Annotated in this window: 19 protein-coding genes; 7 read left to right on the top strand and 12 right to left on the bottom strand. The window is 61.7% G+C overall.

Features of this window, described 5'->3' with window-relative positions; genetic code table 11:
• Positions 1 to 31 precede the first annotated feature (31 nt).
• The 6 genes from JQ567_RS18235 to rpsT form a co-directional block, all read right to left on the bottom strand.
• A complete protein-coding gene (locus tag JQ567_RS18235; protein ID WP_212440112.1) occupies positions 32 to 2,236 on the bottom strand; it encodes a hypothetical protein in 2,205 nt (734 codons plus the stop codon).
• Positions 2,237 to 2,358: 122 nt separating this feature from the next.
• Positions 2,359 to 3,498, bottom strand: coding sequence for a DNA replication/repair protein RecF (gene recF / locus JQ567_RS18230; RefSeq protein WP_212440111.1), 1,140 nt, complete (start codon positions 3,496 to 3,498; stop codon positions 2,359 to 2,361).
• Positions 3,499 to 3,585: 87 nt separating this feature from the next.
• Complete coding sequence (locus tag JQ567_RS18225) at positions 3,586 to 3,999, bottom strand: endonuclease domain-containing protein (RefSeq protein ID WP_312017427.1); 414 nt, start codon at positions 3,997 to 3,999, stop codon at positions 3,586 to 3,588.
• Between the two features lie 41 nt (positions 4,000 to 4,040).
• Complete coding sequence (gene dnaN, locus JQ567_RS18220) at positions 4,041 to 5,159, bottom strand: DNA polymerase III subunit beta (RefSeq protein ID WP_212032095.1); 1,119 nt, start codon at positions 5,157 to 5,159, stop codon at positions 4,041 to 4,043.
• 315 nt (positions 5,160 to 5,474) lie between these two features.
• Entirely contained in the window at positions 5,475 to 6,905 is a 1,431-nt protein-coding gene (dnaA, locus tag JQ567_RS18215; RefSeq protein ID WP_212275776.1) for a chromosomal replication initiator protein DnaA, read from the bottom strand.
• Positions 6,906 to 8,119: 1,214 nt separating this feature from the next.
• Positions 8,120 to 8,386, bottom strand: coding sequence for a 30S ribosomal protein S20 (rpsT, locus tag JQ567_RS18210; protein ID WP_192736317.1), 267 nt, complete (start codon positions 8,384 to 8,386; stop codon positions 8,120 to 8,122).
• Positions 8,387 to 8,734: 348 nt separating this feature from the next.
• Here rpsT and JQ567_RS18205 point away from each other — a divergent pair, with 348 nt between their 5' ends.
• The 4 genes from JQ567_RS18205 (at position 8,735) to JQ567_RS18190 (ending at position 12,122) form a co-directional block, all read left to right on the top strand.
• Positions 8,735 to 9,052: a hypothetical protein gene (locus JQ567_RS18205; RefSeq protein WP_211995456.1), complete on the top strand. Its 318-nt coding sequence runs from the start codon at positions 8,735 to 8,737 to the stop codon at positions 9,050 to 9,052.
• Positions 9,053 to 9,237: 185 nt separating this feature from the next.
• Entirely contained in the window at positions 9,238 to 9,897 is a 660-nt protein-coding gene (msrA, locus tag JQ567_RS18200; RefSeq protein WP_212440109.1) for a peptide-methionine (S)-S-oxide reductase MsrA, read from the top strand.
• A 189-nt stretch (positions 9,898 to 10,086) separates the two neighbouring features.
• Positions 10,087 to 10,842 carry a polysaccharide biosynthesis/export family protein gene (locus JQ567_RS18195; protein ID WP_212440108.1) on the top strand — a complete coding sequence of 252 codons (756 nt, stop codon included), beginning with the start codon at positions 10,087 to 10,089 and terminating at the stop codon, positions 10,840 to 10,842.
• A gap of 272 nt (positions 10,843 to 11,114) precedes the next feature.
• On the top strand, positions 11,115 to 12,122 hold the full coding sequence (locus JQ567_RS18190) for a tripartite tricarboxylate transporter substrate binding protein (RefSeq protein WP_212440107.1): 1,008 nt from the start codon (positions 11,115 to 11,117) through the stop codon (positions 12,120 to 12,122).
• 174 nt (positions 12,123 to 12,296) lie between these two features.
• Here JQ567_RS18190 and JQ567_RS18185 read toward each other — a convergent pair whose 3' ends face one another.
• Genes JQ567_RS18185 through JQ567_RS18175 form a run of 3 tightly spaced genes read right to left on the bottom strand, consistent with a single transcriptional unit; the run spans position 12,297 to position 14,155 of the window.
• Entirely contained in the window at positions 12,297 to 12,968 is a 672-nt protein-coding gene (locus tag JQ567_RS18185; RefSeq protein WP_212440106.1) for a dienelactone hydrolase family protein, read from the bottom strand.
• 57 nt (positions 12,969 to 13,025) lie between these two features.
• Positions 13,026 to 13,370: a hypothetical protein gene (locus JQ567_RS18180; protein WP_212440105.1), complete on the bottom strand. Its 345-nt coding sequence runs from the start codon at positions 13,368 to 13,370 to the stop codon at positions 13,026 to 13,028.
• Positions 13,367 to 14,155 (bottom strand): alpha/beta fold hydrolase, encoded by a 789-nt coding sequence (locus tag JQ567_RS18175; protein ID WP_212440104.1) that lies wholly within the window; start codon positions 14,153 to 14,155, stop codon positions 13,367 to 13,369. The genes JQ567_RS18180 and JQ567_RS18175 overlap by 4 nt, the downstream gene beginning before the upstream one ends.
• 82 nt (positions 14,156 to 14,237) lie before the next feature.
• On the opposite strand from JQ567_RS18175, the gene JQ567_RS18170 reads away from it, so the two are divergent.
• The 3 genes from JQ567_RS18170 to JQ567_RS18160 all read left to right on the top strand — a co-directional run bounded on the left by JQ567_RS18170 (position 14,238) and on the right by JQ567_RS18160 (position 17,272).
• Positions 14,238 to 14,396 (top strand): hypothetical protein, encoded by a 159-nt coding sequence (locus JQ567_RS18170; protein WP_212440103.1) that lies wholly within the window; start codon positions 14,238 to 14,240, stop codon positions 14,394 to 14,396.
• A gap of 96 nt (positions 14,397 to 14,492) precedes the next feature.
• On the top strand, positions 14,493 to 14,984 hold the full coding sequence (locus tag JQ567_RS18165) for a (2Fe-2S)-binding protein (protein ID WP_212440102.1): 492 nt from the start codon (positions 14,493 to 14,495) through the stop codon (positions 14,982 to 14,984).
• Positions 14,981 to 17,272 carry a molybdopterin cofactor-binding domain-containing protein gene (locus JQ567_RS18160; protein ID WP_212440101.1) on the top strand — a complete coding sequence of 764 codons (2,292 nt, stop codon included), beginning with the start codon at positions 14,981 to 14,983 and terminating at the stop codon, positions 17,270 to 17,272. Before JQ567_RS18165 ends, JQ567_RS18160 begins: the two co-directional genes overlap by 4 nt.
• Before the next feature lie 804 nt (positions 17,273 to 18,076).
• Here JQ567_RS18160 and JQ567_RS18155 read toward each other — a convergent pair.
• From JQ567_RS18155 to JQ567_RS18145, 3 genes are all read right to left on the bottom strand, one after another.
• The gene (locus tag JQ567_RS18155; protein WP_212440100.1) at positions 18,077 to 18,559 is read right to left on the bottom strand and encodes an alpha/beta fold hydrolase; all 483 of its coding nucleotides are present in this window, start codon (positions 18,557 to 18,559) and stop codon (positions 18,077 to 18,079) included.
• Positions 18,560 to 18,876: 317 nt separating this feature from the next.
• The gene (locus tag JQ567_RS18150; RefSeq protein WP_212440099.1) at positions 18,877 to 20,514 is read right to left on the bottom strand and encodes a tetratricopeptide repeat protein; all 1,638 of its coding nucleotides are present in this window, start codon (positions 20,512 to 20,514) and stop codon (positions 18,877 to 18,879) included.
• Positions 20,515 to 20,789: 275 nt separating this feature from the next.
• Positions 20,790 to 21,578 carry an MOSC domain-containing protein gene (locus JQ567_RS18145; protein ID WP_283816522.1) on the bottom strand — a complete coding sequence of 263 codons (789 nt, stop codon included), beginning with the start codon at positions 21,576 to 21,578 and terminating at the stop codon, positions 20,790 to 20,792.
• Positions 21,579 to 22,158 lie beyond the last annotated feature (580 nt).

The raw sequence follows: 22,158 nt of genomic DNA, 5'->3' as shown, positions 1-22,158 counted from the left end.
GCTATCTCCACTTCCTTCGAAAACGCTTCGATCAATAGATCTGCAGCGACAGTGCCTCGCCGCTCGGCGCAATCATGAAGCCCCAGGCATCGTTAGCCGTGACTTCGACGCTGTCGCTCTTGGCCGGACGACCGGCGAGCTTCACCGAGTACTGGTATTTGCCCGGCGGCAATTCGAGCATCGGCCGGCTCGGCGATTGCGGTCCGCCGGCGCCACCGGCGACTTTGATGGTCTGCTTGTTGATCGTGACGGTCGCTTCGCCGTCGCCCATGTTGCCGAACACCAGTTTGGCCTGCCCTGGCTTCGGGATGATTTCGGCTTTGGCGGCCGCAGCCGGATATTTCTGCGCGAGATTGACGGAGGTCTCGCTATTGCGGCGGCCGAGCTTCAGCGTCGCGGGTCCGTCGGCGGAGGCAAACGCCAGCCGCACCTGGTCCGGTTTCACGACGGCGCCCTCGGCCTGCTCCTTCCAGCCGCGCTTGCCGAGTTCGCTGCGATAGAAGGCGAGCACCGACCCGAGTTCTGCGGGAATGCTGGCTTCGAGGTCGCGGCGGAACGGAGCATCGCTGCCGGGCATCTTGCCGGTTCCCATCGAGGTCATCGAGTGCTCCTTCGGCAGCGGCAAGGCGGAGTCCGGGTCGGCCTCAAGAGGTCGATCGGTCGTTTTGGCCACCGGTTCATTGGGGGCCTGAGCGGCGGCTGCCGCACCTGGCTTGGCGGCCATCTTGGCATCGGCCATCACCAGAGCCGATCCAGAGGCCATGATCTTTACCTTCGGGCCCATCTGCATGACGGTGAGCGACATCGCCTTGCCGCCTTTGGAAAACTCTGTCACGGCCATGCGGGGAGTGTTGATGACCGAGGGCCGTTCTTTCCAACCCTGTGCCTTCAGCGCGTCACGATAGAACGCCGCGACCGCTCTCACCGTTGAGGAGGAATAGAAATCGAGCCGGCCATCGGCGCCTTCGAACTTCACCTCTTCGGCGTTCTCGGGTAGTGGCACGGGCTTCGAATTGTCGGCATGGGCGCGCAGCGGCGCATCCGACAGCTTGGCGGCCTGGGCCACAAGCTGCGCTTCTCCGGCTGCGATGACCATTTTTGCTATTGCCGCCGCATCGCTGGAAAACTTCGCGCTGGCTTCCTTCTGGGCCCTGGCTCGCGCCGCCACCGCGGCTTCCTTCATCTGCGTCGCGATACTGACCATCGTCAGATCGAATTTGCGGCTGAATTTCAGCGTGGCCGTGTGGTCAGAGGAGGAAAAATTCAGCGTGACGTTGTCCGGGGTGACGACGGCGCCGCGGGTCTCTTCCGTCCAGCTCCGCGCCGCAAACGCGCGGCGATAAAACGCCAGCGTTGCGGGAAGCTCGGCAACGACGCCGATGTCCAGGCTGCGGTCGACCGAATTGGAATCACCGGAACCGCGCAGGCTCTGGATTGTCTTCGGTATCGGCAGGCCGGACACGTCGTCAGCGGCTTCGAGCTTTTCCGGCATCGCAAATGGCGCAACCCGGATCTCCACGCCGGTCCGTCCGTCGTCGCGGCGCTGAAGGGTCAGCATGACGGGCCGCTGCGGATGAGAGTCATTCTTGGCATCATGGCTGTAATAGGCGCGCACGCCGTTCTCGACCGTCTCGCTGAGCTGCGCGTTCGGCCAGCGCTCGGCTGCCTCGGCGGCTTCGAGCCGCCTCCAGCCGATCGCTTCCATCTCCTTGCGGAAGAAGTCGAGCGTTGCGTCGAACCCGGTCGGGGCGATGCAGCCGAGATAGGGCCGCCGCTCGTCGTAGAGGATGTCGACAGCACCTGGCGGGAACGGCACGTTCGCATAAATTGGGATGTAGCTATTATAGGACAGGGTGGATTGCTTGCCCAACCAGACGCTCATATTCAGTCCTTGCCGTCCTCTCTTGAAAGCCGACGAGGAGGTGTTTTCGAGCGGGCGCACGTATTCCACCCAGCCGTCGGCGGCCAGCGATTTCTTCGTCGCCGCGGCCGCGGCCGTGACCGCGACGGAAGCCGGAATGTCGTAGGTCAATCGATAGGTTTTGCCGTGATGGGTTTTGGTCTCGGCCGTTTGTTCCACGGCGCCTTCGGGTCGCGGCAGGGTGCGGACATCGACCATGGTGTCAGCGGTGTAATCGGCACTGGCAGCCACCGGCACGCTGGCGATCACCGCGAGGGTGAGAGCAAACAGGTGTTTTCGTGCCGGGACCAGCGTCCCGCGCGTCGTTCCAAACATGGGTATCTCCGGTATTTGCCGACGCCTGACCCGCGCAGCAGCGATGGATGCGCGTCGATGGCGCGATTGCTGAAGTCTAGTCGCGCGGGTGGTCGTTGAGGTTCAACCGGACTCTGCCCGCCTCAGGCGCGGCGGGTGACTTTGCCGGAATCGACGTCAAAAACCTCGCCGGATGCGCCGATATCGGCGAATGCCGCCGGATCGGCGCCGGTCATCCAGACCTGCGCGCCGAGTTTTGCCAGTTCGTCGAACAGCGCTTTTCGCCTGCCCGGATCGAGATGTGCGATGACCTCGTCGAGCAGCAGCAGCGGCACGATGCCGGTCATCTCGGCGACCAGCGTGGCATGGGCCAGCACCAGCCCGATCAGCAGCGCCTTCTGTTCGCCGGTGGAGGCATCGCGCGCCGGCATGTTCTTCGGCGCGTAGACCACTTGCAGGTCGGTCAGATGCGGCCCGTCCAGCGTACGGCCGGCCGCGGCGTCGCGCGGGCGGCTGGCGCGCAGGATCTCGCGGTAGCGATCCTCCACGGCCGTCGCAGGTTCGCCCACCAGCGCATTCTCCATCCAGCCGTCGAGCATGATCTGCGCCGACGGAAACGCGGAAGCCGCACCGCGCTCGCGCAGCATCGCGGCGAGTCTGGTCACGGTCTGGCCGCGGGTGGCGGCGACCGCAACCGCAAGCTCCGCGGTTTCGCGCTCGATCGCGTCGCACCAATGGTCGTCGTAATTGCGTACTTCGAGCAGCCGGTTGCGCGAGCGCAGCGAACGCTCCAGCGCCGACACGCGGCTGGAATGCTCGCTGTCGATCGCCAGCACCAGGCGGTCGAAGAAGCGCCGCCGTTCCGAGGCGGCGCCAAGAAACAGCCCGTCCATCGCCGGCGTCAGCCACACCATCCGCAAATGATCGCCGAACGCAGTCGCCGAACTCACCGGCTCGCGGTCGATCCGGCAGCGCCGGCCAGTGGAACTGTTTTCATTTCCCGGCGCATCGATGCCGGTGCCCAGCGTCGCAAGCCCCAGCGCGCCTTCGACTTCGGCGGAGACCGCCCAGGAACCGTCGCCCTGATTGTCGGCGACATCTTCCAGCGTCGCGCGCCGCAAGCCCCGTCCCGGCGACAGAAACGAGATCGCCTCGAGGCAATTGGTCTTGCCGGCGCCGTTCGGTCCCACCAGCACCACGACGTCGCCGCGCGTCTGCACGCTTCCCGCCCGATAATTGCGAAAATGCGTCAGCGTCAGCTTGTGGATGCGGGAAGGGGTCATGGCGAGAGAGAAAGTCGTTTCTCCTTCCCTCTCCCCTTGTGGGAGAGGGTGGCGCCGAACGAAGTTCGGCGACGGGTGAGGGGTATCTTACGGCTGGGCGAGCTTTGCGAAAACGTCCTCCAGCACGGCAGAGGGTTGCAGCAACACATCATTGTTCCAATAGCGAGCGATCCGAAATCCTTCGGCGATTAGCGCCGCGTCCCTCGCTTCGTCGCGCGTCGATGATGCGTGCTGGCTTCCATCGATTTCAATGATCAACCGCTTCTCGAAGCATACAAAGTCGAGAATGAAGCTTTGAAAAGGGACCTGCCTCCGGAACTTAAACCGAGCCAGTCGTCGATCGCGAAGTAACCGCCACATTGCCAGCTCCGCGTCGGTGGGTCCGCGGCGCATGCTTCTGGCGAAATTGCGGAGGCGTTTGGCGACAGGTCGATGGCTCGGCGCTAGCGGAGAGAACCCCTCACCCGTCGCCGAACTTCGTTCGGCGCCACCCTCTCCCACAAGGGGAGAGGGAGGAGCCGCATCCGTTTCGCGCGAATTAATCACACCCGCATCGGCATCAGCACGTACAGCGCGCCTTTGTTGTCCTTGTCCTGCACCAGGGTCGGGGAACCGGGATCGGCCAACCGCAGCACCGCGACCTCGCCTTCGATCTGGGCGGCGATGTCCAGGAGATAGCGCGAGTTGAAGCCGATATCGAGCGCGTCGGAGGCGTATTCGACTTCGAGCTCTTCGGTGGCGCTGCCGGAATCCGGGTTGGTCACCGACAGCACCAGCTTGCCGGCCGACAATGCCAGCTTCACCGCGCGGCCGCGCTCGCTCGAAATGGTCGAGACGCGGTCGACCGCAGCCTCGAAATCCTTCTTGTCGACGATCAGTTCCTTGTCGTTGTTCTGCGGAATGACGCGGCCGTAATCCGGGAAGGTGCCGTCGATCAGTTTCGAGGTCAGCACCACATTGCCGAGGGTGAAGCGGATCTTGCCCTGCGACAATTCGATCGAGACTTCGGCTTCATTGTCCTCGATCAGCCGCTGCACCTCGCCGACGGTCTTGCGCGGCACGATCACGCCGGGCATGCCGACAGCGCCCTTCGGAAGAGCCAGATCGATCTGCGCCAGCCGGTGTCCGTCGGTCGCTACCCCGCGCAGGGTCGCAGCCTTGGCGCTGCCGGCGGAGTGCAGATAGATGCCGTTGAGGTAATAGCGGGTCTCTTCGGTCGAGATCGCAAATTGCGTGCGGTCGATCAGGCGCTTGACGTCGGCGGCGGCCAGCGAGAACGAGTGCGTCATGTCGCCGGCGGCCAGATCGGGAAAATCGCTTTCGGGGAGGGTCTGCAGCGTGAAGCGCGAACGGCCGGCGCGGATCGCCAGCACCGAACGGTCGCCGTCGGCCTCCAGCACGATCTGCGCGCCATCGGGCAGCTTGCGGACGATGTCGTAGAACATGTGCGCCGGCACGGTGGTCGAGCCGGCGGTTCCGGTTTCCGCCGCCAGGGTTTCCGTCACCTCGAGGTCGAGGTCGGTCGCCTTCAGCGACAGTTTGGCGTTCTCGGCACGGATCAGCACGTTGCCGAGGATCGGGATGGTGTTGCGGCGCTCGACCACGCGATGGACGTGGCCCAGCGATTTCAGGAGTTGCGCGCGTTCGACGGTGACCTTCATTGCAATACCCGCCTGATCCCTAAGATGGAAAAGCCGGGCGGCCCTGAAGGCGCGCCGCGGCGATTGAAACCCGAAAAGCCGGATCAAGGGGGACTTGATCAAACCCTCGGGGGGGACCGCAAGGTGACGCGGATAGAGCCCAAGCGCAAGGGATAGCAACGCCGTTTCCCACGGTTTGCAGGCAAATTCACCGTCGTCCCGGCGCAGGCCGGGACCCACAACCACAGCCGTATGTGGCTTGCATAAGCCGTCGGCCAGGGTGCCCAAACGCCCGGCCGCGGAGTATGGGTTCCGGCGTTCGCCGGAACGACTGCGTCATTCCTGCAATTGGCGCTTCAGGGATTCGACCTCTTCCGACAGCGCGGTATCCCGGGACACCAGTGCCTCGATCTTGCGCACGGCGTGCAGCACCGTGGTGTGGTCGCGTCCGCCGAACCGGCGGCCGATCTCGGGCAGCGACCGCAGCGTCAGCGTCTTGGCCAGGTACATCGCGACCTGGCGCGGGCGAACCACATTGGCGGTACGCCGGGAGGACAACAGGTCCGAACGGCTGACATTATACTGCCGGGCCACCACGCGCTGGATGTCCTCGATCTTGATCCGCTTCGGTTCCTGCGGACGGATCAGGTCGCGGACTTCGCGCTCGGCCATTTCCAGCGTCACGGGCTGGGCGTTGAGCTTGGAGTGCGCGAGCAGCCGGTTGATGGCGCCTTCGAGATCCCGGCCGTTATGGGTGATGGTGCGCGCGAGATAGTCCAGCACCGGTTCCGGCACGTCGAAGCTCGCATGATGGGCACGGGCCGCGGCGACGCGCGATTTGAGGATGCCGAGCCGAAGCTCTTCGCCGAGCGAACCCATTTCCACGACGAGGCCCCCGGCCAGCCGCGAGCGCACGCGATCATCGAGGCTTTCGAGATCGGACGGCGGACGGTCGGCCGCGATCACGACCTGGCGGCCAGCATCGATCAGCGCGTTCAGCGTATGGCAGAACTCGGCCTGGGTCGATTTGCCCTGCAGGAACTGCAGATCGTCGATCACGAGCACGTCGATGCCGCGCAGCGCTTCCTTGAAGGCCAGCGCCGTCTGCGTCTTAAGCGCCGCGACGAAGCCGTACATGAACTTTTCGGCGGTGAGATAGAGCACCTTGCGCTCGTTGCCCGAATTGCCGGCCCATGTGACGGCCTGCAGCAGATGGGTTTTGCCGAGGCCGACGCCGGCGTGAATATAGAGAGGATTGAACATCACGGCATCGCCGCGCCGTCCTTCGGCGACCTGGCGTGCCGCCGCATGCGCCAGCGTGTTGGAGCGGCCGATCACGAAACTTGCAAAGGTGAGGCGCGGGTCGAGCGGCGAGCCGCCGAGCGCATCATGGCTCGCGGATACCGGCGCGGTCGCGGTGGCGCGCAGCTCGGGCGCGGGGCGACCGTTGGCATGCTCGACGCGGCGCTGATCGGCCGGCGCGGGAGCTTCCTTCGCGGGTGCGGCGCATCGCATCGCCGTGCGCACGGTGAGGTCGATCCGGTGCACTTCGGGCATCTCGGCCTGCCAGCAGGCGAGAACGCGATCGGCGTAATGCGCCTGGATCCAGCTCTTGAGGAACCGGGTCGGAACCGACAGATGGACGTTCTCGTCCTGCACGCCTTCCAGATCCATGCGCGCGAACCAGCTCGTATAGACGTCTTCGCCTACCGTCGTCCGCAACCGACCCTTCACCCGCGACCAGCGATCCTGTTCGATATTCGTCATTGCCTGATAACTTTTCTGAAAGAGTAATGTTCGTTGCTAAATCGCCTTGCAGGGTTCCTGCCAACAGGGGTGCTGCAAAGCGCGACCTCAAGCGGGGCTTCAACTCCGGACATAGATCGACCGTTCGGCGCGAACCGCCGCTGGTCAAATTGTCAGTTGGAGAAGAAGGTTTCCCGCGAGGTCAGCGCGTACTCGACGGCCCGTCCGGAGTTCGCACCGAGGAATGGTTGGAAAAGAAGGCTGGAGCAACCAATACGGTCTGTTGTGAAATGCGTCCGTCTAATGCCGCGATGATTCCGTAATGCATAGTGCCTCCCCCTCTCGCCGCGAGAGCGCGCGCGGCGAGTTGTCATGTCGAAAGTGTTTTCAAAGTCAGTCTGCCGCTACCGGACATCTGCCCGGCGCTGCGCCGCCGCGTAACCTCAGTCTGTCGTCTTCAACACGTTCACGCGCTACGCGTTCCCAACGCTGCGGTTGCCAACACTTGCCTTATCTCCCTAGTCATCGACACGCGAAACATGCACGCCACGCCTGAGAAATTTAGACACAGAACAACCATTCTCATATTGCTATGAGTTACCAACTTAGCATCGCTTGGAAAGCGTCGCTAACGCGCACACCGCCGCCGATTTGCACGTCCACCCTTGGGTCTCAAACCGCGCTGGTCTGGAGAGCCGTGGGCGTCGCGAACGACACTAGATGTACACCAAGCGGAAATTCTGACAATCCGTGAATCGACGCGCGTGAGAGACTCTGTGGCTGTGTTGCAGCACTGCACTCGAGGAGGTGGAAAGCAAGCTTCTGAATCCGCGCAGAGAATCGCGCGCGTGACAATTTGCGTCACGCTCTCAAAAAATTTTCATAAAATTTTTACTTAAGTTCGTTAGCGGGCCGATTTTCGAACCGCTTGCGCTTGCTATGTTGATAAGTGATTAGCGAGGCGAAGTTTTTCGCGATTGTTTTTCAGGGTAACTCCCGCAGCGCTTTCGCGGCCTTGAAGAGCGGGCTTCATCCGATTTGCACAGCGAGACTGTCTGTGCGTCTCGCGTCTGCGCACAGCATTGCCGTTGCACCAATCGCACCGCCGTAAAACTACGGGCGCGCGAAGAAATATGACACGCGCTCGGCTGTGCAGCAACGGGACAATCGAACTGGAAAAAAGAAAAAGCCCGGCCAAGGCCGGGCTTCTTTGACGAATATTTTTTTCCGTCAGTTCATTTCGCGAGCTTGGCGATCTGGTGCGTCAGGCGTGACACCTTCCGGCTCGCGTTGTTCTTGTGAATGATGTTGCGCTGCGCGGCTTGCATCAGTTCCGGTTCCGCGCGCGCCATCGCCTTCAACGCTGCATCGCGGTCGCCGCTCTTGATGGCTTCTTCGACGGTGCGAACCGCACCACGCATCTGGGTGCGGCGCGACTTGTTGATGATGGTGCGGCGGGCAATCTTGCGGGTCGCCTTCTTGGCGGAAGTGGTATTGGCCATGTTCTCAACTATCCTTCGGCTGTCATCGCTCGGGTGGTCGGGCTTGAGCGCGCCGGCCGTTCAAATTGCGCTGGTGTGTTTCACAGGGTGTCCTTGAGGTCGCCATGCTCGGGAGCCAAAATGCTCCCACCGCGGCGCGGCTCAAAGAACAGCGGCGGCGGGATTGCGCCCGCCGCCATTGGGGGTCTTATAGAGGGCGAGTCCTGCACCGTCAACGCTTTCTGGACCCTCCAAAAATCGGAAAATCCGGCCGGAAATGGCGCATAAGGTGCTGACGAGGTTGAATTTATTAGGGGAGCCCGGTATTGGGCTGACGGCCATCCGGGCCCGACAGGTATAAGGTGACGCATGATCCGCGGTTTCTTCCGGCTAATTGGCCTGCTGCTCCTGGCCGGCGGATTCATCTTCATGGTCTATGACGGCGCACGGTATGTCGCCGACCAGACCCTGCGTTTCACCCGGTTCGGGCAGTTCTGGAACGACATCCACCAGTCCAGCCAGCTGGCATTTCGCACTTCGGTCGAGGGGGCCGCGCCCTGGCTCTGGAACAGCGTCATCAGGGTCCTGCTGGACCAGCCGGTTTTCGCGGTGCTGGGCGTGTTCGGCATTCTCCTGATGATCCTGTTCCGGCCCCGCAAGCCGCTGATCGGCTATTCGCGGGACTGACCGGCATGGTTCAGCAAAGGCCGGGCGTTGCCAAGGCTTGAGTAGTAGGAAGGCTTGAGTAGTAGGAAGGCTTGCGTAAGGAGCCTTGCGTAACAGGGCTGCGGCAACCCGCGTAAAGCCTTATATAGAAGTCAGCCGGCTGCCGCCGTTTGCGCGCCAGCCGATGTTCCGCCTGGAGGCAATCCATGTTGTTCATGCGCAAGACCACCGCGTTGCCGAGTGCCGCCGAAGCGCTGCCGGGCCGCGCCACGCCGATCCCGACCGCGTCAACCCATTTCGTCAACGGCCGCACGCTGCAGCCGCCTTATCCCGCAGGTCTCGAGCAGGCGGTGTTCGCACTCGGCTGTTTCTGGGGCGCCGAGCGCAAGTTCTGGCAACTCGGCGAGGGTATTTTTGCGACCGCCGTCGGTTACGCCGGCGGCCACACGCCCAATCCGACCTACGAAGAAGTTTGCTCGGGCCGCACCGGTCACACCGAAGTGGTGCTGGTCGTGTTCGATCCGAAGAAGATCTCCTTTGAGGCGCTGCTGAAGACGTTCTGGGAAAATCACAACCCGACGCAGGGCATGCGCCAGGGCAACGATGTCGGCACCCAGTATCGTTCCGCGATCTACACGCTCAGTGATGCGCAAGCCAAAGCCGCCGATGCGTCGAGGGCGATGTACCAGAAGGCGCTGGCAGCCAAGGGCCTTGGCGCCATCACCACCGAGATCGCGCCGTCAGGTGAATTCTATTTTGCCGAGGACTATCATCAGCAATATCTCGCCAAGAATCCGGCCGGCTATTGCGGGCTGGGCGGCACCGGCGTGTCGTGCCCGATCGGCGTCGGCGCGAGTGCCGCCTAAGGCCGTCATTGCGAGCGAAGCGAAGCAATCCATCTCTCCGCGCAGGGATAGAATGGATTGCTTCGTCGCTTCGCTCCTCGCAATGACGGATGGTCTGTCTTCCTTGGGTTCCTGTTAAGGCACCGCACCCCAAAAAAACGCTTTGTTAACCATAACCGGTGCAAGACTAGAGCTGTCTCGCTTTGAGGGATGGCTCCGGTGCGAGTTGCGCGCGCGTTTCGATTTTCGATCACTGCGATGATGGCCGCGCTCGCTCTGTCGGGGTGCATGCGCACGGCCGGACCCGTCGCGGTCGCGCCGCAGGCCGATCTCGACGCCATGACCTATGGCGCGGCGCCGGCGCCGGTCGCCGTCGTGGACAATAGCGGCGGCGGCGCCATCAGCGCGATGCGCGCGTCCTTTGCCAGAACGCCGCGTCCAGTTTATGCGCCCGCTCCCGTCGTTGTCGCGGCGCCCGTCGCCTATGCCGAACCGGTGCGATATGACACGTCGTATCATCTCGATGCCGGCGACCGGCTGCGCGTCGTGGTCTACGGCCAGGAAGGCCTCACCAATACCTACGCGATCGATGCCGGCGGCTCGATCACGATACCGCTGATCGGCTCGGTGCCGGCGCGCGGCCGCACGCCCGCCGGTCTCGCAGCCGAGATCGCAGCCAAACTGCGCGCCGGCTTCATCCGTGATCCCTCCGTCGCGGTCGAGATCGAAGCCTACCGGCCGTTCTTCATCCTCGGCGAAGTGGCGGCGCCCGGACAATATCCTTACGTGCCCAACATGACTGTCGAAAGCGCGGTTGCGATTGCCGGCGGTTTCTCGCCCCGCGCGCGGCGCGATCGGGTTACGGTCACGCACACCGACGCTTCGGGAACCGCGCGCTACATCGTTCCGCCCGGCACCTCCATCAGCCCGGGCGATACGGTGTTGGTCGGCGAGCGCTGGTTCTGAAAATTGGTTGTCATTGCCGGGCTTGACCCGGCAATCCATCCACTTCGACAAAGGCTCCTCTTTCTTGATGGATGCGCGGGTCAAGCCCGCGCATGACAAGCGACTGCCTGGCAAAGAAGGCGACGCAGTTCTCGTCATTCCGTGCAGCGGCATTACCGGGCTGTGGTGAATCAGCGCATTCGGCGCGAAGCGCCGGATCGGAACTTGCCTCTCACAGGCCAGCGGCATATGCCGCCGTCAACGCAATCCATTGAAATCAACCAGGGGAAAAGATGAGCATCCGTTTGCCAATCAAGCTCGTGCGCACCGCCATTTCAGCTGCAATGATCGCAGGCATTGCCATGACGGCGGTGTGCATGTCCGCGCAACAGGCGGCGGCGCAGTCCTATCCGGAGCGGCGAATAACCTTCGTGGTGCCTTACCCTGCGGGCGGAGCCACCGACGTTTCGGCGCGCCTGTTGGCCAACAAACTGTCGGAAGCGTGGAAGCAGCCCGTCGTCGTCGAAAACAAGTCGGGCGGCGGCGGTGTGGTCGGCAATGATTACGTCGCCAAGGCGCAGCCCGATGGTTACACCGTGCTGGTCGCCATCACCCAGATCATCCAGGCGCCGAGCCTGGTTGCGAAACTGCCCTACGACGTCTTCAAGGATCTCGCGCCGGTGACCCAGGTCGGGCTGTCGACGATCGTGCTGACGGTCCCCGAGGCGCAGCCGATCAAGTCGGTCAAGGAACTGATCGATCACGCCAAGGCGAACCCCGGCAAGGTGCCGTACGGCTCGTTCGGCAACGCGACGACGTCGCATCTCTACGGCGAACTCTTGAAGAAGAACGCGGGCATCGACATGACCCATGTTCCCTACCGCGGCGCGGCGCCGCTGGTGAACGATCTGCTCAACAACACGGTGACCGCAGCCTTCGTCGATCTGACCACGGCCGGCCCGCAAATCCAGGCAGGCAAGGTCCGGGCGCTGGCGGTCGGCGGCGAAAAGCGCAGGACCCAGTTGCCGAACGTCCCGACGCTCGCCGAACTCGGCTTCCCGGGCTTTGAGGCCGAAGGTTGGGTCGGTGTCTTCGTGCCCGCTGCAACGCCCAAGGACATCGTCACGAAACTGTCCGCGGAATTGGCCCGTATCATCGCTTCCCCCGAGGGAGTAGCCGGGCTCGAGACGGTCAGCCTGATGCCGGTCGGCGGTACGGCGGAAACCTTCGCAGCCACCCTGCGCCGCGACTCCGCACGCTGGGCGGATGTGGTGAAGGCCACCGGCGTCAAGGGCGAGTAATTATCGTCGTCCCGGCGAACGCCGGAACCCATACGCCGCGGCCCGTGTTGTTGAAAAAGGAAGATAACGACCAGCCTGTAAACCAATTGCCGCTGGTGGTTATGGGTCCCCCGATGCGCAATCGCGCATCTGCGCTCAAGGCCGGGACGACAGTGGAGTATGACGACTACGCCGTCACTTCAAATGCCTGGCAAAGAAATCAAGGCTGCGCGGCCAGGCGATGTCGGCGCTGGTCTTGTCGTAGCTGGCCCGCTCGTCGCAGTGAAAGCCGTGCTGCGCGCCGGGATAGACAAAGACTTCGACGTCGGGCCGCTTGGTCTTGATGGTCTCGACGTCGGTCAGCGGAATCCCGGCGTCCTTTTCACCGAAATGCAATTGCGTCGGCACTTTCGGTTTGTCGTCGGCGAAGCGGACGACGGCGCCGCCGTAATAGCCGACCGCGGCCGATAGGCCTGACAGTTTGGTCGCGGCGGCGAAAGCGATGCTGCCGCCAAGGCAGAAGCCGATGATGCCGACCGGCCCGATGCTCTTGACCGCATCGATCGCGGCCTGGGTGTCGAGCAACATCGCCGGCCAATCCGGGTTGGCGATGAATTTGCGCGCGTTCGCGACCTCATCCGGCGAATAGCCGCATTGGAAGTTCGGGCTGGTACGGTCGAAGATCGACGGCGCGATCGCGACATAGCCGGCGCCTGCGAGGCGATCGCACACCGAACGAATATGGTGATTGACGCCAAAGATCTCCTGGATCACCACGATGGCCGCCTTTGGCGCGCCCGCCGGATCGGCGCGATAGCCGCCGAGCTTGAAGCCGTCCGAAGCCGTCAGTGTAATATCCTGTCCCACGGTTCATCCTTTTATGTGAAGGTTTGCACGAAGTCTGTTGCAGGCAAGAGGTGGCGGTTACTGCCACATCCAGTTGTGACCCCAGTCGCCCTTCCAGCCCGCCAGCCGGCCTTTGCGGAATTGCAGATAGAGCCGGTGCTTGCTGGGAAACAATCCGCTGCCGCCGAGATCGCGAAACGTGAGGAACACCTCATCGCCCGGCCGTCCCTTGATATAATTGAGCGGAGTTCCAAGCGCGCGTTCGGCTTCCACCGCATCCATGCCGAATTCCAACGGTATGGTGTTCGACAGCGTTTCGGTGAACGGGGGCGGGTAGGGGCCGCCGAACGGCGGCAGCTTTTGCGCAAGCGCAGGTGCGGCGCTGGCGACGAGAAGCAGCGAAGCGGCGGCAAACGCCTTCATGATGCGGCCCTCGCGCTCGTCTTGGAGTCGAGGCCGTCAAGGAACGGCCGCACCGCGTCGATAAAAGCCTGCGGCTGATCGATGTTGACGGCGTGGCCGGCGGCCGGAACCACCACCTTCTTCGCACCGGGAATCTTCGCCGCCATGTAATCGGATGCGGCAAGGAACGGCGTGTCGTCGGCGCCGACCACGACCAGCGACGGCACCTTGATGTCGGGCAGCGATTCAATCACGCGCGCGTCGCGCTGGATCAGCATGCCGCGCGCGGCCCGTGCCAGTCCCGACGCATCGCGATGGCTGACGCCGGAGCGTTCGCGGCTGGCGGATTTCAGAACGTCGAGGCCCTCGCGATCGAAGCGGTTGCCGGTGTCATGGGCGCGCTTGTTCCAGGCCTCGCGCGCCTCGTCCTTCTTGAAGCCGGGTCCGGTGTCGATGATCAGAAGCGCCCGCACGCGCTCGGGGTGGCTGCGATAGAACGCCAGCGACATGTAACCGCCGAGCGACAGCCCGCCGACGATGGCCTTGTCCGCGCCGACCTCGTCGAGCAATGCTGCCATGTCGGCCACCGTCAACGCTTCGCTATAGGCCGCCGGATCATCGGGATAATCCGACTGGCCGTGGCCGCGCATGTCCCACAACACGAGTTTGTGATGTTTCGACAGCGTCTCGATCTGGCCCTGCCACATTCCCGAGGTCGAGGAATAACCGTGGGTCAAGAGCAACGGTGGGCCGCTGCCATGCACCTCGTAATGGATGTTGACGCCGTCACGGTTGATTTTCGGCATTGCGATTTTCCGGCCAGGATAATGTGCGATTTCGATCCGGCGGTATCCTAGCGCGATCCGTCGGCGGTTGGGAAATGCGGAAATGACGGACCGTGCCCACGCCGCGGGCATTCCAAATCAATGGCACGCGCAAGATCTTGCCGCAGCGCACAACCAGATTTTTCAAAATTTTATTCTCTTCGAACGATTCCAAATTGCATTGCCTCTAATTCCGATCGGTATCATTCTGCGCGCCGACTGACGCCGAGCCGGTGGGTGTCAGTGAATGCCCAACAGTGAGTTGGCCAATAGTGAGTTGCCGCCGTAAGCGGCTTCATGCACCGGACGGGGAGCGCAAATGCCTAATCTGAATATCAACGGGCGGAATATGTCCGTCGAGGCGGCGAACGATACGCCGCTGCTCTGGGTCATCCGCGAGCAATTGCAGATGACCGGCACGAAATTCGGATGCGGCGCCGGCCTGTGTGGCGCCTGCACGATTCACGTCAACGGCGAAGCCGTCCGGTCCTGCCAGACCATGGTTAGCGACGCCGTCGGCAAGAAGATCACCACCATCGAGGGCCTCAGCGCCAAGAGCGATCATCCGCTGCAGAAGGCCTGGATCCTCGAGCAGGTACCGCAATGCGGCTACTGCCAGTCCGGCCAGATCATGCAGGCGGCTTCGCTGCTGTCCAAGAATTCCAATCCGACCAAGGAAGAAGTGGTTGCGCATATGGACGGCAATCTGTGCCGCTGCATGACCTATTCCCGCATCCAGAAGGCGATTCTGCGCGCCGCCGCCGACATGCGCACCGCGTCCAACGCCGGCACCGAGCGGAGGCCCACATGAACACGCACGTGAAAAACGCATCCGGCGAACCCGCCGACCTCAGCCGCCGCTCCTTCCTCGTCGGCACCGCCGCCGCAGGTCTCGCGCTCGGCTACTCCGCCGTTCCCGGCCTGCTCGGCGCCGATCAGGCGCTGGCGGCTCCGGCCAAGTTCGATCCCAGCGTCTGGTACTCGATCGGACCCGATGGATTGGTCACCGTGACGTGCGGCAAGGCCGATATGGGCCAGCACATCGCTTCCACCATGGCGCAGATCGTTTCCGAAGAGCTCGGCTCGTCCTGGAAGGACATGCGGGTTCAGCTCGCCTCCAACGATCCGAAATTCAACGATCCTGTATTGGGCGCGCAGATCACCGGCGGCAGCTGGTCGACGATGATGAACTTCGACGCCATGAGCCGCGCGGGCGCCGCAGGGCGGATCGCGCTGACGCAGGCGGCGGCCACGATCATGGGCGTTCCCGCCGGCGAACTGGTGGTGCGCGATTCCACCGTGTCGCATCCGAAGTCGAAGAAGTCGATGAGCTTCGCCGACATCGTCAAGAGCGGCAAAATTACAAAAACCTTCACGCCGGACGAGCTCAAGGCGATCAAGCTCAAGACGCCGGATCAATACACCATGGTCGGTGTCTCGGTGCCGCAGCTCGATATCCCACCGAAGAGCAACGGCACAGCCAAATACGGCATCGACGTCAATGTGCCGGGCATGGTCTACGGCGCTGTGGTGACCCCGCCGGTGCGCTTTGGCGCCACGGTGAAATCGGTCGATGATTCCGCGGCCAAGAAAGTGCCGGGCTTCATCAAGGCGGTGACGCTCGACGACAAGACCGGCAGCACGACTGGCTGGGTGGTGGCGGTAGCCAATACCTATGCCAATGCGAAGAAAGCGGCGGGAGCGCTGAAGATCGCCTATGACGGTGGTCCGAACGCCAAGCTGTCGAGCGAGTCGCTGCTCGATGAGGCGAAGCGGCTGCAGAAGCTGGATGATTCCGGGCAGTTCTTCGTCAAGGACGGCGATACCGCGGCCGCCTTCGGGACGGCGGCGAAAGTGCTGGAGGCGGAGTACACCACCAGCATCAACATCCACGCGCCGCTCGAGCCGATGAACGCCACCGCGGAGTTCAAGGGCGATATCCTGAATATCTATTCCGGCAATCAGTTCGCGACGCGCTCCGGCGCGATCGCGGCGGGCGCCGCCGGAATCGATCCAAAGTTCGTCGTGATGCATCAGATGTGGCTGGGCGGCGGCTTCGGCCGGCGTCTCGACGCCGACATGATGGTGCCCGCGGTGCAGGCGGCGAAAGCCGTCGGCAAGCCGGTCAAGGTGATCTACTCCCGCGAAAACGACATGACCATGGACTATTCGCGCCCCCTGACCTTCCAGAAGGTCAAGGCGGGCCTCGATGGCGACGGCAAACTGATCGCGCTCAATCATGACGTGGTCAGTGCGTGGCCGACCCAGCGCTGGGGCATCCCCGATTTCCTGTCGCCTTCGGTCGACAAGAAGGGGCCGCTGGATGCCTTCACCGTGAACGGCGCGGATTTCTTCTATTCCGTGCCCAATCACAATGTGCGCGCCATCAAGAACGAGATGGCGCACAACGCCACCCCGTCGGGACAGCTGCGGTCGGTCGCGCCGGGCTGGACCTTCTGGGCGGTCGAAAGCATGATCGACGAACTCGCCCACGCCGCCGGCAAGGATCCCGCCGAGTACCGGATCTCCCTGCTCGACGGCAAAGGCAAGAACGATGGTGGCGCGCAGCGTCTGCGCAGCACCCTGCTCGCGGCGATGGGCATGGCCGGCTACGGCACCGTCAAACTCCCCAAGGGAGAAGGCATGGGCGTGGCCTGCGTGTCGTCGCAGGAACGCGCGACCGCCAGCTGGACCGCCTGCGTGGCCCATGTCGCGGTGTCGCCCAGCGGCGAGGTCAAGGTCAAGAAGCTGACCGTGGCCACCGACGTCGGCATGCAGGTGCACCCCGACAACATCCGCGCCCAGGTCGAGGGTGCGGCGCTGTGGGGCCTTTCGCTCGCGATGTATGAAAAAGCGACGCTGAAGGATGGCGGCATCGAGCAGACCAACTTCGACACCTACACGCCGTTGCGGATGAGCCAGGTGCCGGAAGTCGCCGTCAACGTCATCGCCAACGGCGAAAAGCCGACCGGCGTCGGCGAGCCGGCGGTGACGGTGATCGCCCCTGCGCTGGGCAACGCCATCTTCAACGCCTGCGGCGCCCGCGTTCGGGCATTGCCGATCACGGCGGAGGCGGTCAAGGCGAGCATGAAGGCGTAAGAGCCGCCGCAAGTTACGCAACAATGACAATCCGCCGGGGATTTTCCCGGCGGATTTTTTTTGGCAACGAGGCTTTCCTCTGGCAGTCGTCATTGCGAGCGAAGCGAAGCAATCCATAGCAGCCAAGAAAACAAGTGTGGATTGCTTCGCTTCGCTCGCAATGACGGGGGAAGCGCCGTAGGGCGGGTTCTCTTTAACCCGCCATCTCGCCATCGAGCGGCGGGTTAAAGAGAACCCGCCCTGTACGCGAGCTGTTGGGGTAAAGGTGAGTGGCAAGGACTGCGCACGTGGCACTTGCGCCGTTCTTCGCCCCTAAGGCTGGCAAGGCCGTCCGAAACTCGGTCCGCAGCCGACCGGCTGACCCTTCTTCATTCTGTCCTTACTCCGTGCCGTTGCGGCTTCATCCGCGGCGTTACCCTGGCATCGAGGCCCCGGCGTATTGAAAAAGAAGCAACCAGAAGAGAGGCATGCGGTGTGTCGGGCAGCACAAACACCGCCGCACGTCCCCGCCCCGCCCGGGCAGGTTTTGTTGCAGAGGTTCAGCCAGGTGCCGCAAAACGCCCGCGAGCCTGCGGCGAATGTCGGCTCAAGCGAGAAGACAGTCATCGCCAGGATCATCGCAGACACTGAAAAGCCCGCTCTCATAAATCGCATGGATTCCTCCTTCGGTGCCTTAAGCCAGCTTCCACCGCGCCGGCGCAAAAGCCAACCCTTTAACTAACGTGCCGCGAAACGTTGATCCCTCAACGAAAGCATCATTTTTCAGAGTTTAATCCGCCTTGGCTGATTGCAGCCGTTCGTTGCTCAAACCTGAGCCAGCAATATCTCGGTCAGAGCCTCGGGCTTCAGCCGTGCTACATTGTGTCCGCAATCGAAGGCGAAGGTCGACCACTCCGGCTCGCCGCTCAAGCGTTGATACAGGTCAAGGAACGGGCTTCCCTCCCATCCGAATGCGCCGATGAAGGTCTTGCGCGGCACCTCACGCCAGCGTCCGCTGAGATTGATCGATTGGAGAAACGTCCCGATCGGATGCGGTCGGCAGCGCGGGTCAAGATTGGGAGGCGGCGCGCAGTTTAGTCCGTCAGCCTTCGCGCCCGCGACGAAGAGATCGCGAAAACGCCGCGTCGTCAGCGACCAGACCGAGTCACCGGAATCAGGCACATAGGCGTCCACATAGACCAGCGCCCGGATTTGCGATGGCGCCGCATCGGCTGCGCCGCTCACGACCATCCCGCCGTAGGATTGCCCAACAAGGACCACGTCGCCCTGATGCGAACTTCGCGGCACTGACGACCTCACCAATGTGAGTTTCAAGATTGGCCGTCGGGGCGGGAGTGTCACCGAGCCCTGAAAGCGTGATCGGCAAGGCATTGTGCCCGTGCGCGGTCAGTATCTCTGCCACCTGTTGGTAGACCCAACCGCCCTGCCAGCCTCCGGGGATCAGGATAAAGGTGGCCATATTATTCATCCCTGACTTTGCCGCCTGCGGAGCTTCGACACCTCTTTCGCCGAAATTAAGACTGAGCTCGTAGGGCGGATTCCCCTTAATCCGCCATCTCGCATGGATCGGCGGGTTGGAGAGAGCCCGCCCACGCGAGCTATACCTATCTGCGTATTGCGCCAGCTACGATTTGCCCGAAGATTTCCAACATTTGACGTTGGGTCTCCTGATTCGACTGCGCCTGCTGCGCCTTCGCGAGTTCAAGAGGGAACGCCCTTTGAGCGCCCGCATGACCAAGATCGGCGGCGCGCTTCAAAAGAGCAAGCTTCATCGCAAGCGGATTGTCTGTTGGATACGTTCCTTTGTCGATCATATCACCCAAACTCACCATCGAATCCGCGTCATCAAGGTCTCGCCCGCGCAGGAAAAGTTGAACCGCCTTTTCGTTGTCCTTCCCGAGATACATGCCTCCGAGATTATCAAATGCTGCGGGGTACTCGGCTCTAACAAGCGTGACAAAGATGTCGAATGCCTTTCGCCTATCCTTGAACTGGTACGCTCGGCCTAATTGATACTGATACCTCAATTCCGAAGGCGATTGCTGAACAGCCTTGCTGCAAACTTCGATCGCCTGATCCGCGTGCCCCCTAAGAACATCAAAGGTCGCGCCCTCGGCCTTGCGACGAATATCGGTAGGATTTGCTGCCAGTCGATCGCAATCCAAACCAGCCTGCTGTTGCTTCTGCAATTCCTCGGTAGCTTGACGTTCTGCAATGTTCTTGGCGTCTTGTGCTGCCTGTTTTGCCGCCAGTTCCTGTGCTTGGCGATCACGAGCTTCTTGGGCCTGTTGCTCTTGCTCTTTTTTCTTACGCTGAGCCGCAACCTCAACGGACTGCCGCCAAGCTGCTATTTTTTCCCGCGTGATGACCTTAAATTCATCACCGGATGTCGGATGGAAGCCAGGCCCATCAAAGAACTCGTATTCACTGGCTTCTGACACCCAGAACCACACCTTTGGATTGCCACTGAGCGCATCGAAGAAACCATACTTGTCGGGGTCTGGAACCCGGTTGGGCATCCTGCGAACGACCTTTGACGATTGCCTGCGCCATTCATCAACGCTTGGCTTGTCAACTGGCTTCAATTCCTCGCCGGTCTGTGGGTGAAATCCCATCAGATCGAATAATTCGACACGGCCTGCATCTGTCTTTGCGAACCAGATGATTGGCTCCCCGCTAACAGGATCAAAGAAGGCTGGGTTCGTGTCCGTGACAATCAGCGGGCGCTTGCCATTTCTGTAAGCGTTATACTTTTCGGTCATCTGCGGAGTAAGAAGTTTGCACTCGCGACCTGTATCGGGATCAACGCCGACGTGATTTAGGATCTTAATTCCGTCTCGCGTCAGCACATAGCATTTCTGCGTTTTCCCATCGCCGTCGTAATTGGCATCGCGCATTCCCAGCAGAACGCTATGTCCAATTAACAGTCCGAGAATTCCTACGTATCCAAAATTTCGTTTGTGCTTCGAAAATGAGAACGTGCAACCGGCGAAAAGAACAATGGCTGCGAAGCTTGCCCAGACCAGTGCCTTGGTGAACCCCTTATTGAGATTGTACGCCTGTGAAAGTTCTTCCGCGTAGCTTTTCGCCAACAGGTAGTAGAACAGCTGGTTGAAAAGCCACAGCAAAACGATGGCCACAATTACAACGCTGATTGCGATGATTGCTAATCGCGCCGGCCCGCTAAATCCGGAAAGCCGACTTCCAATTTTGCTTCTTAGGTCTGAAAAAACGATAGACATTGCCAAAAGCCCCCCGGCCAAAGGTTTATATTAGGCAATCAGTTACATGGAACGCAACCTAAAGATTGGCCCCCACCGGCTTGCCCGCCAGCCATTATGAAATCAATTTTCGATCAGGCTGCTTCGGACTTCTTGAATGAGACACAGATGGCTCTGTGACAATGCACCGTATTTCTACTCACGAACTGAACTTAAGGGTTTCACTTCGCTCCAAACATCCTGCGCGCTGCAGATGATATGACTATTGCGGCTGTGCGGCTGCGTGTCCCGGGGCATTAATCCTCAAGAACAATCTCGTCACCCGGGCGAACCAGTCCCTCCACCAGCACAGCGGCGTAGACGCCGGCTCGGTTGTCATGATTCTTGGCCACATACTGCAAAATCTCGGAGTTCTCTTCGAGCGACGCCGGATCAATGTTGATCATGCGACAACGGATGTCGCGCTCCAGAATGTGGACCGTCAGTTTCGGACCGATCCGCAGCCGCCGGCCGACGAGGGCGTCTTCGGCAAAGCTTTCGCCGGAGTTGAGGTCGACATAGAGGTTTTCGCGAAAGCGGCGCTTGTCGAGGCTCACACCCACCGCACGGCCAATGCCGTCGATCGTGCGGTTCGCAAGCAGCGAAAGCGGTCGGCAATCCGTGATGGCGCGATCCGATCGTCGCATGGTCAGTTCGCCCGGCGAGGACTCGTCGGTCAGCGCGCCAAGCAACCTGTCATCATCAACCCCAAAAATTTCTCCCGACGGGGTCGCGACATCGACAGCCAGATCCTCAAAGCCCGGAAAAAGCGGAGTGATGCCAGGCCCGCGCGCCTCGGCCTCGGCAAGGTTACTCGGCAGCACCGAGCGCGCCGGCTCGCGGAAAAACGGACGATACAGCAGCATATCCGGGCGAGCCCGCGCCGTCAGATACGGAAATGCGGTGGGCGCGGCCGAGTTATGGACCGCGTAAAGGCGGTCGCCCAAAACTCCGGAGAAACTGACATAGGCTTCCGGCAGCATTTCGCCGCGCATGCTCTTCACAGGATAGCGCCAAACACTTTCGACCCGACCAACAACATTCATCCACACCGACCACGGCTGATTGCATTATTTTCCACCGTAGTTTCCTTCCATCTGAATTGCAAAACCCGGACTGAGTCGCCCCGCCCGCAAGCAGAATGTTGCGCCACGCGTGCGACAAAACAACCCGACGGGCAAATCAATTCCGAATTTCAGAAGTCGTGTCAAGCCAATAATTTCTGGAAATCAAAAATATTTCTGTTTCCATCCGACCCAAATCACTTCATATCTATTGCCATCCTGTCCCGCTCAGAGGGGCGTTGGCCAACGTCACAACGAGGGACGGGTCGCGGTGGACGCTGATGTTGCGACTGACGAGCGCAGCTTGAGCGTACGGTAAAGACGCGTGGTCCTGATGCCCCGTACGCTGGCGTCAAGTTGGTGAGGAGCTCACGCTTCACACTGATGACGGTGACAACGAGCACGGCCCGACCGGGGAGATCGCGTTATAAGCCGTAAAGCCATTGCGCAGGGAATGTCGGATGCTCTCCGCTGCCCTGTATGCTCGTGTGCAGCTTTGTTTGCACTATTCGCACACGAGACCGCGGGTGCAGCGCGCATCCGGCATTCCCTGCGCCCTCTG

The sequence above is a fragment of the Bradyrhizobium sp. AUGA SZCCT0431 genome, from assembly GCF_018131065.1.
GTDB lineage: Bacteria > Pseudomonadota > Alphaproteobacteria > Rhizobiales > Xanthobacteraceae > Bradyrhizobium.
The sequence above is the reverse complement of the archived record's forward strand: the minus strand, read 5'-3'. Positions and strand labels throughout refer to the sequence as shown.

Coding starts and splice junctions, on each gene's coding strand:
- JQ567_RS18235 (WP_212440112.1), bottom strand. CDS start 2,236: ATGTTTGGAACGACGCGCGGGACGCTGGTCCCGGCACGAAAACACCTG.
- recF (WP_212440111.1), bottom strand. CDS start 3,498: ATGACCCCTTCCCGCATCCACAAGCTGACGCTGACGCATTTTCGCAAT.
- dnaN (WP_212032095.1), bottom strand. CDS start 5,159: ATGAAGGTCACCGTCGAACGCGCGCAACTCCTGAAATCGCTGGGCCAC.
- dnaA (WP_212275776.1), bottom strand. CDS start 6,905: ATGACGAATATCGAACAGGATCGCTGGTCGCGGGTGAAGGGTCGGTTG.
- rpsT (WP_192736317.1), bottom strand. CDS start 8,386: ATGGCCAATACCACTTCCGCCAAGAAGGCGACCCGCAAGATTGCCCGC.
- JQ567_RS18205 (WP_211995456.1), top strand. CDS start 8,735: ATGATCCGCGGTTTCTTCCGGCTAATTGGCCTGCTGCTCCTGGCCGGC.
- msrA (WP_212440109.1), top strand. CDS start 9,238: ATGTTGTTCATGCGCAAGACCACCGCGTTGCCGAGTGCCGCCGAAGCG.
- JQ567_RS18195 (WP_212440108.1), top strand. CDS start 10,087: ATGGCTCCGGTGCGAGTTGCGCGCGCGTTTCGATTTTCGATCACTGCG.
- JQ567_RS18190 (WP_212440107.1), top strand. CDS start 11,115: ATGAGCATCCGTTTGCCAATCAAGCTCGTGCGCACCGCCATTTCAGCT.
- JQ567_RS18180 (WP_212440105.1), bottom strand. CDS start 13,370: ATGAAGGCGTTTGCCGCCGCTTCGCTGCTTCTCGTCGCCAGCGCCGCA.
- JQ567_RS18175 (WP_212440104.1), bottom strand. CDS start 14,155: ATGCCGAAAATCAACCGTGACGGCGTCAACATCCATTACGAGGTGCAT.
- JQ567_RS18170 (WP_212440103.1), top strand. CDS start 14,238: ATGACGGACCGTGCCCACGCCGCGGGCATTCCAAATCAATGGCACGCG.
- JQ567_RS18165 (WP_212440102.1), top strand. CDS start 14,493: ATGCCTAATCTGAATATCAACGGGCGGAATATGTCCGTCGAGGCGGCG.
- JQ567_RS18160 (WP_212440101.1), top strand. CDS start 14,981: ATGAACACGCACGTGAAAAACGCATCCGGCGAACCCGCCGACCTCAGC.
- JQ567_RS18150 (WP_212440099.1), bottom strand. CDS start 20,514: ATGTCTATCGTTTTTTCAGACCTAAGAAGCAAAATTGGAAGTCGGCTT.
- JQ567_RS18145 (WP_283816522.1), bottom strand. CDS start 21,578: ATGAATGTTGTTGGTCGGGTCGAAAGTGTTTGGCGCTATCCTGTGAAG.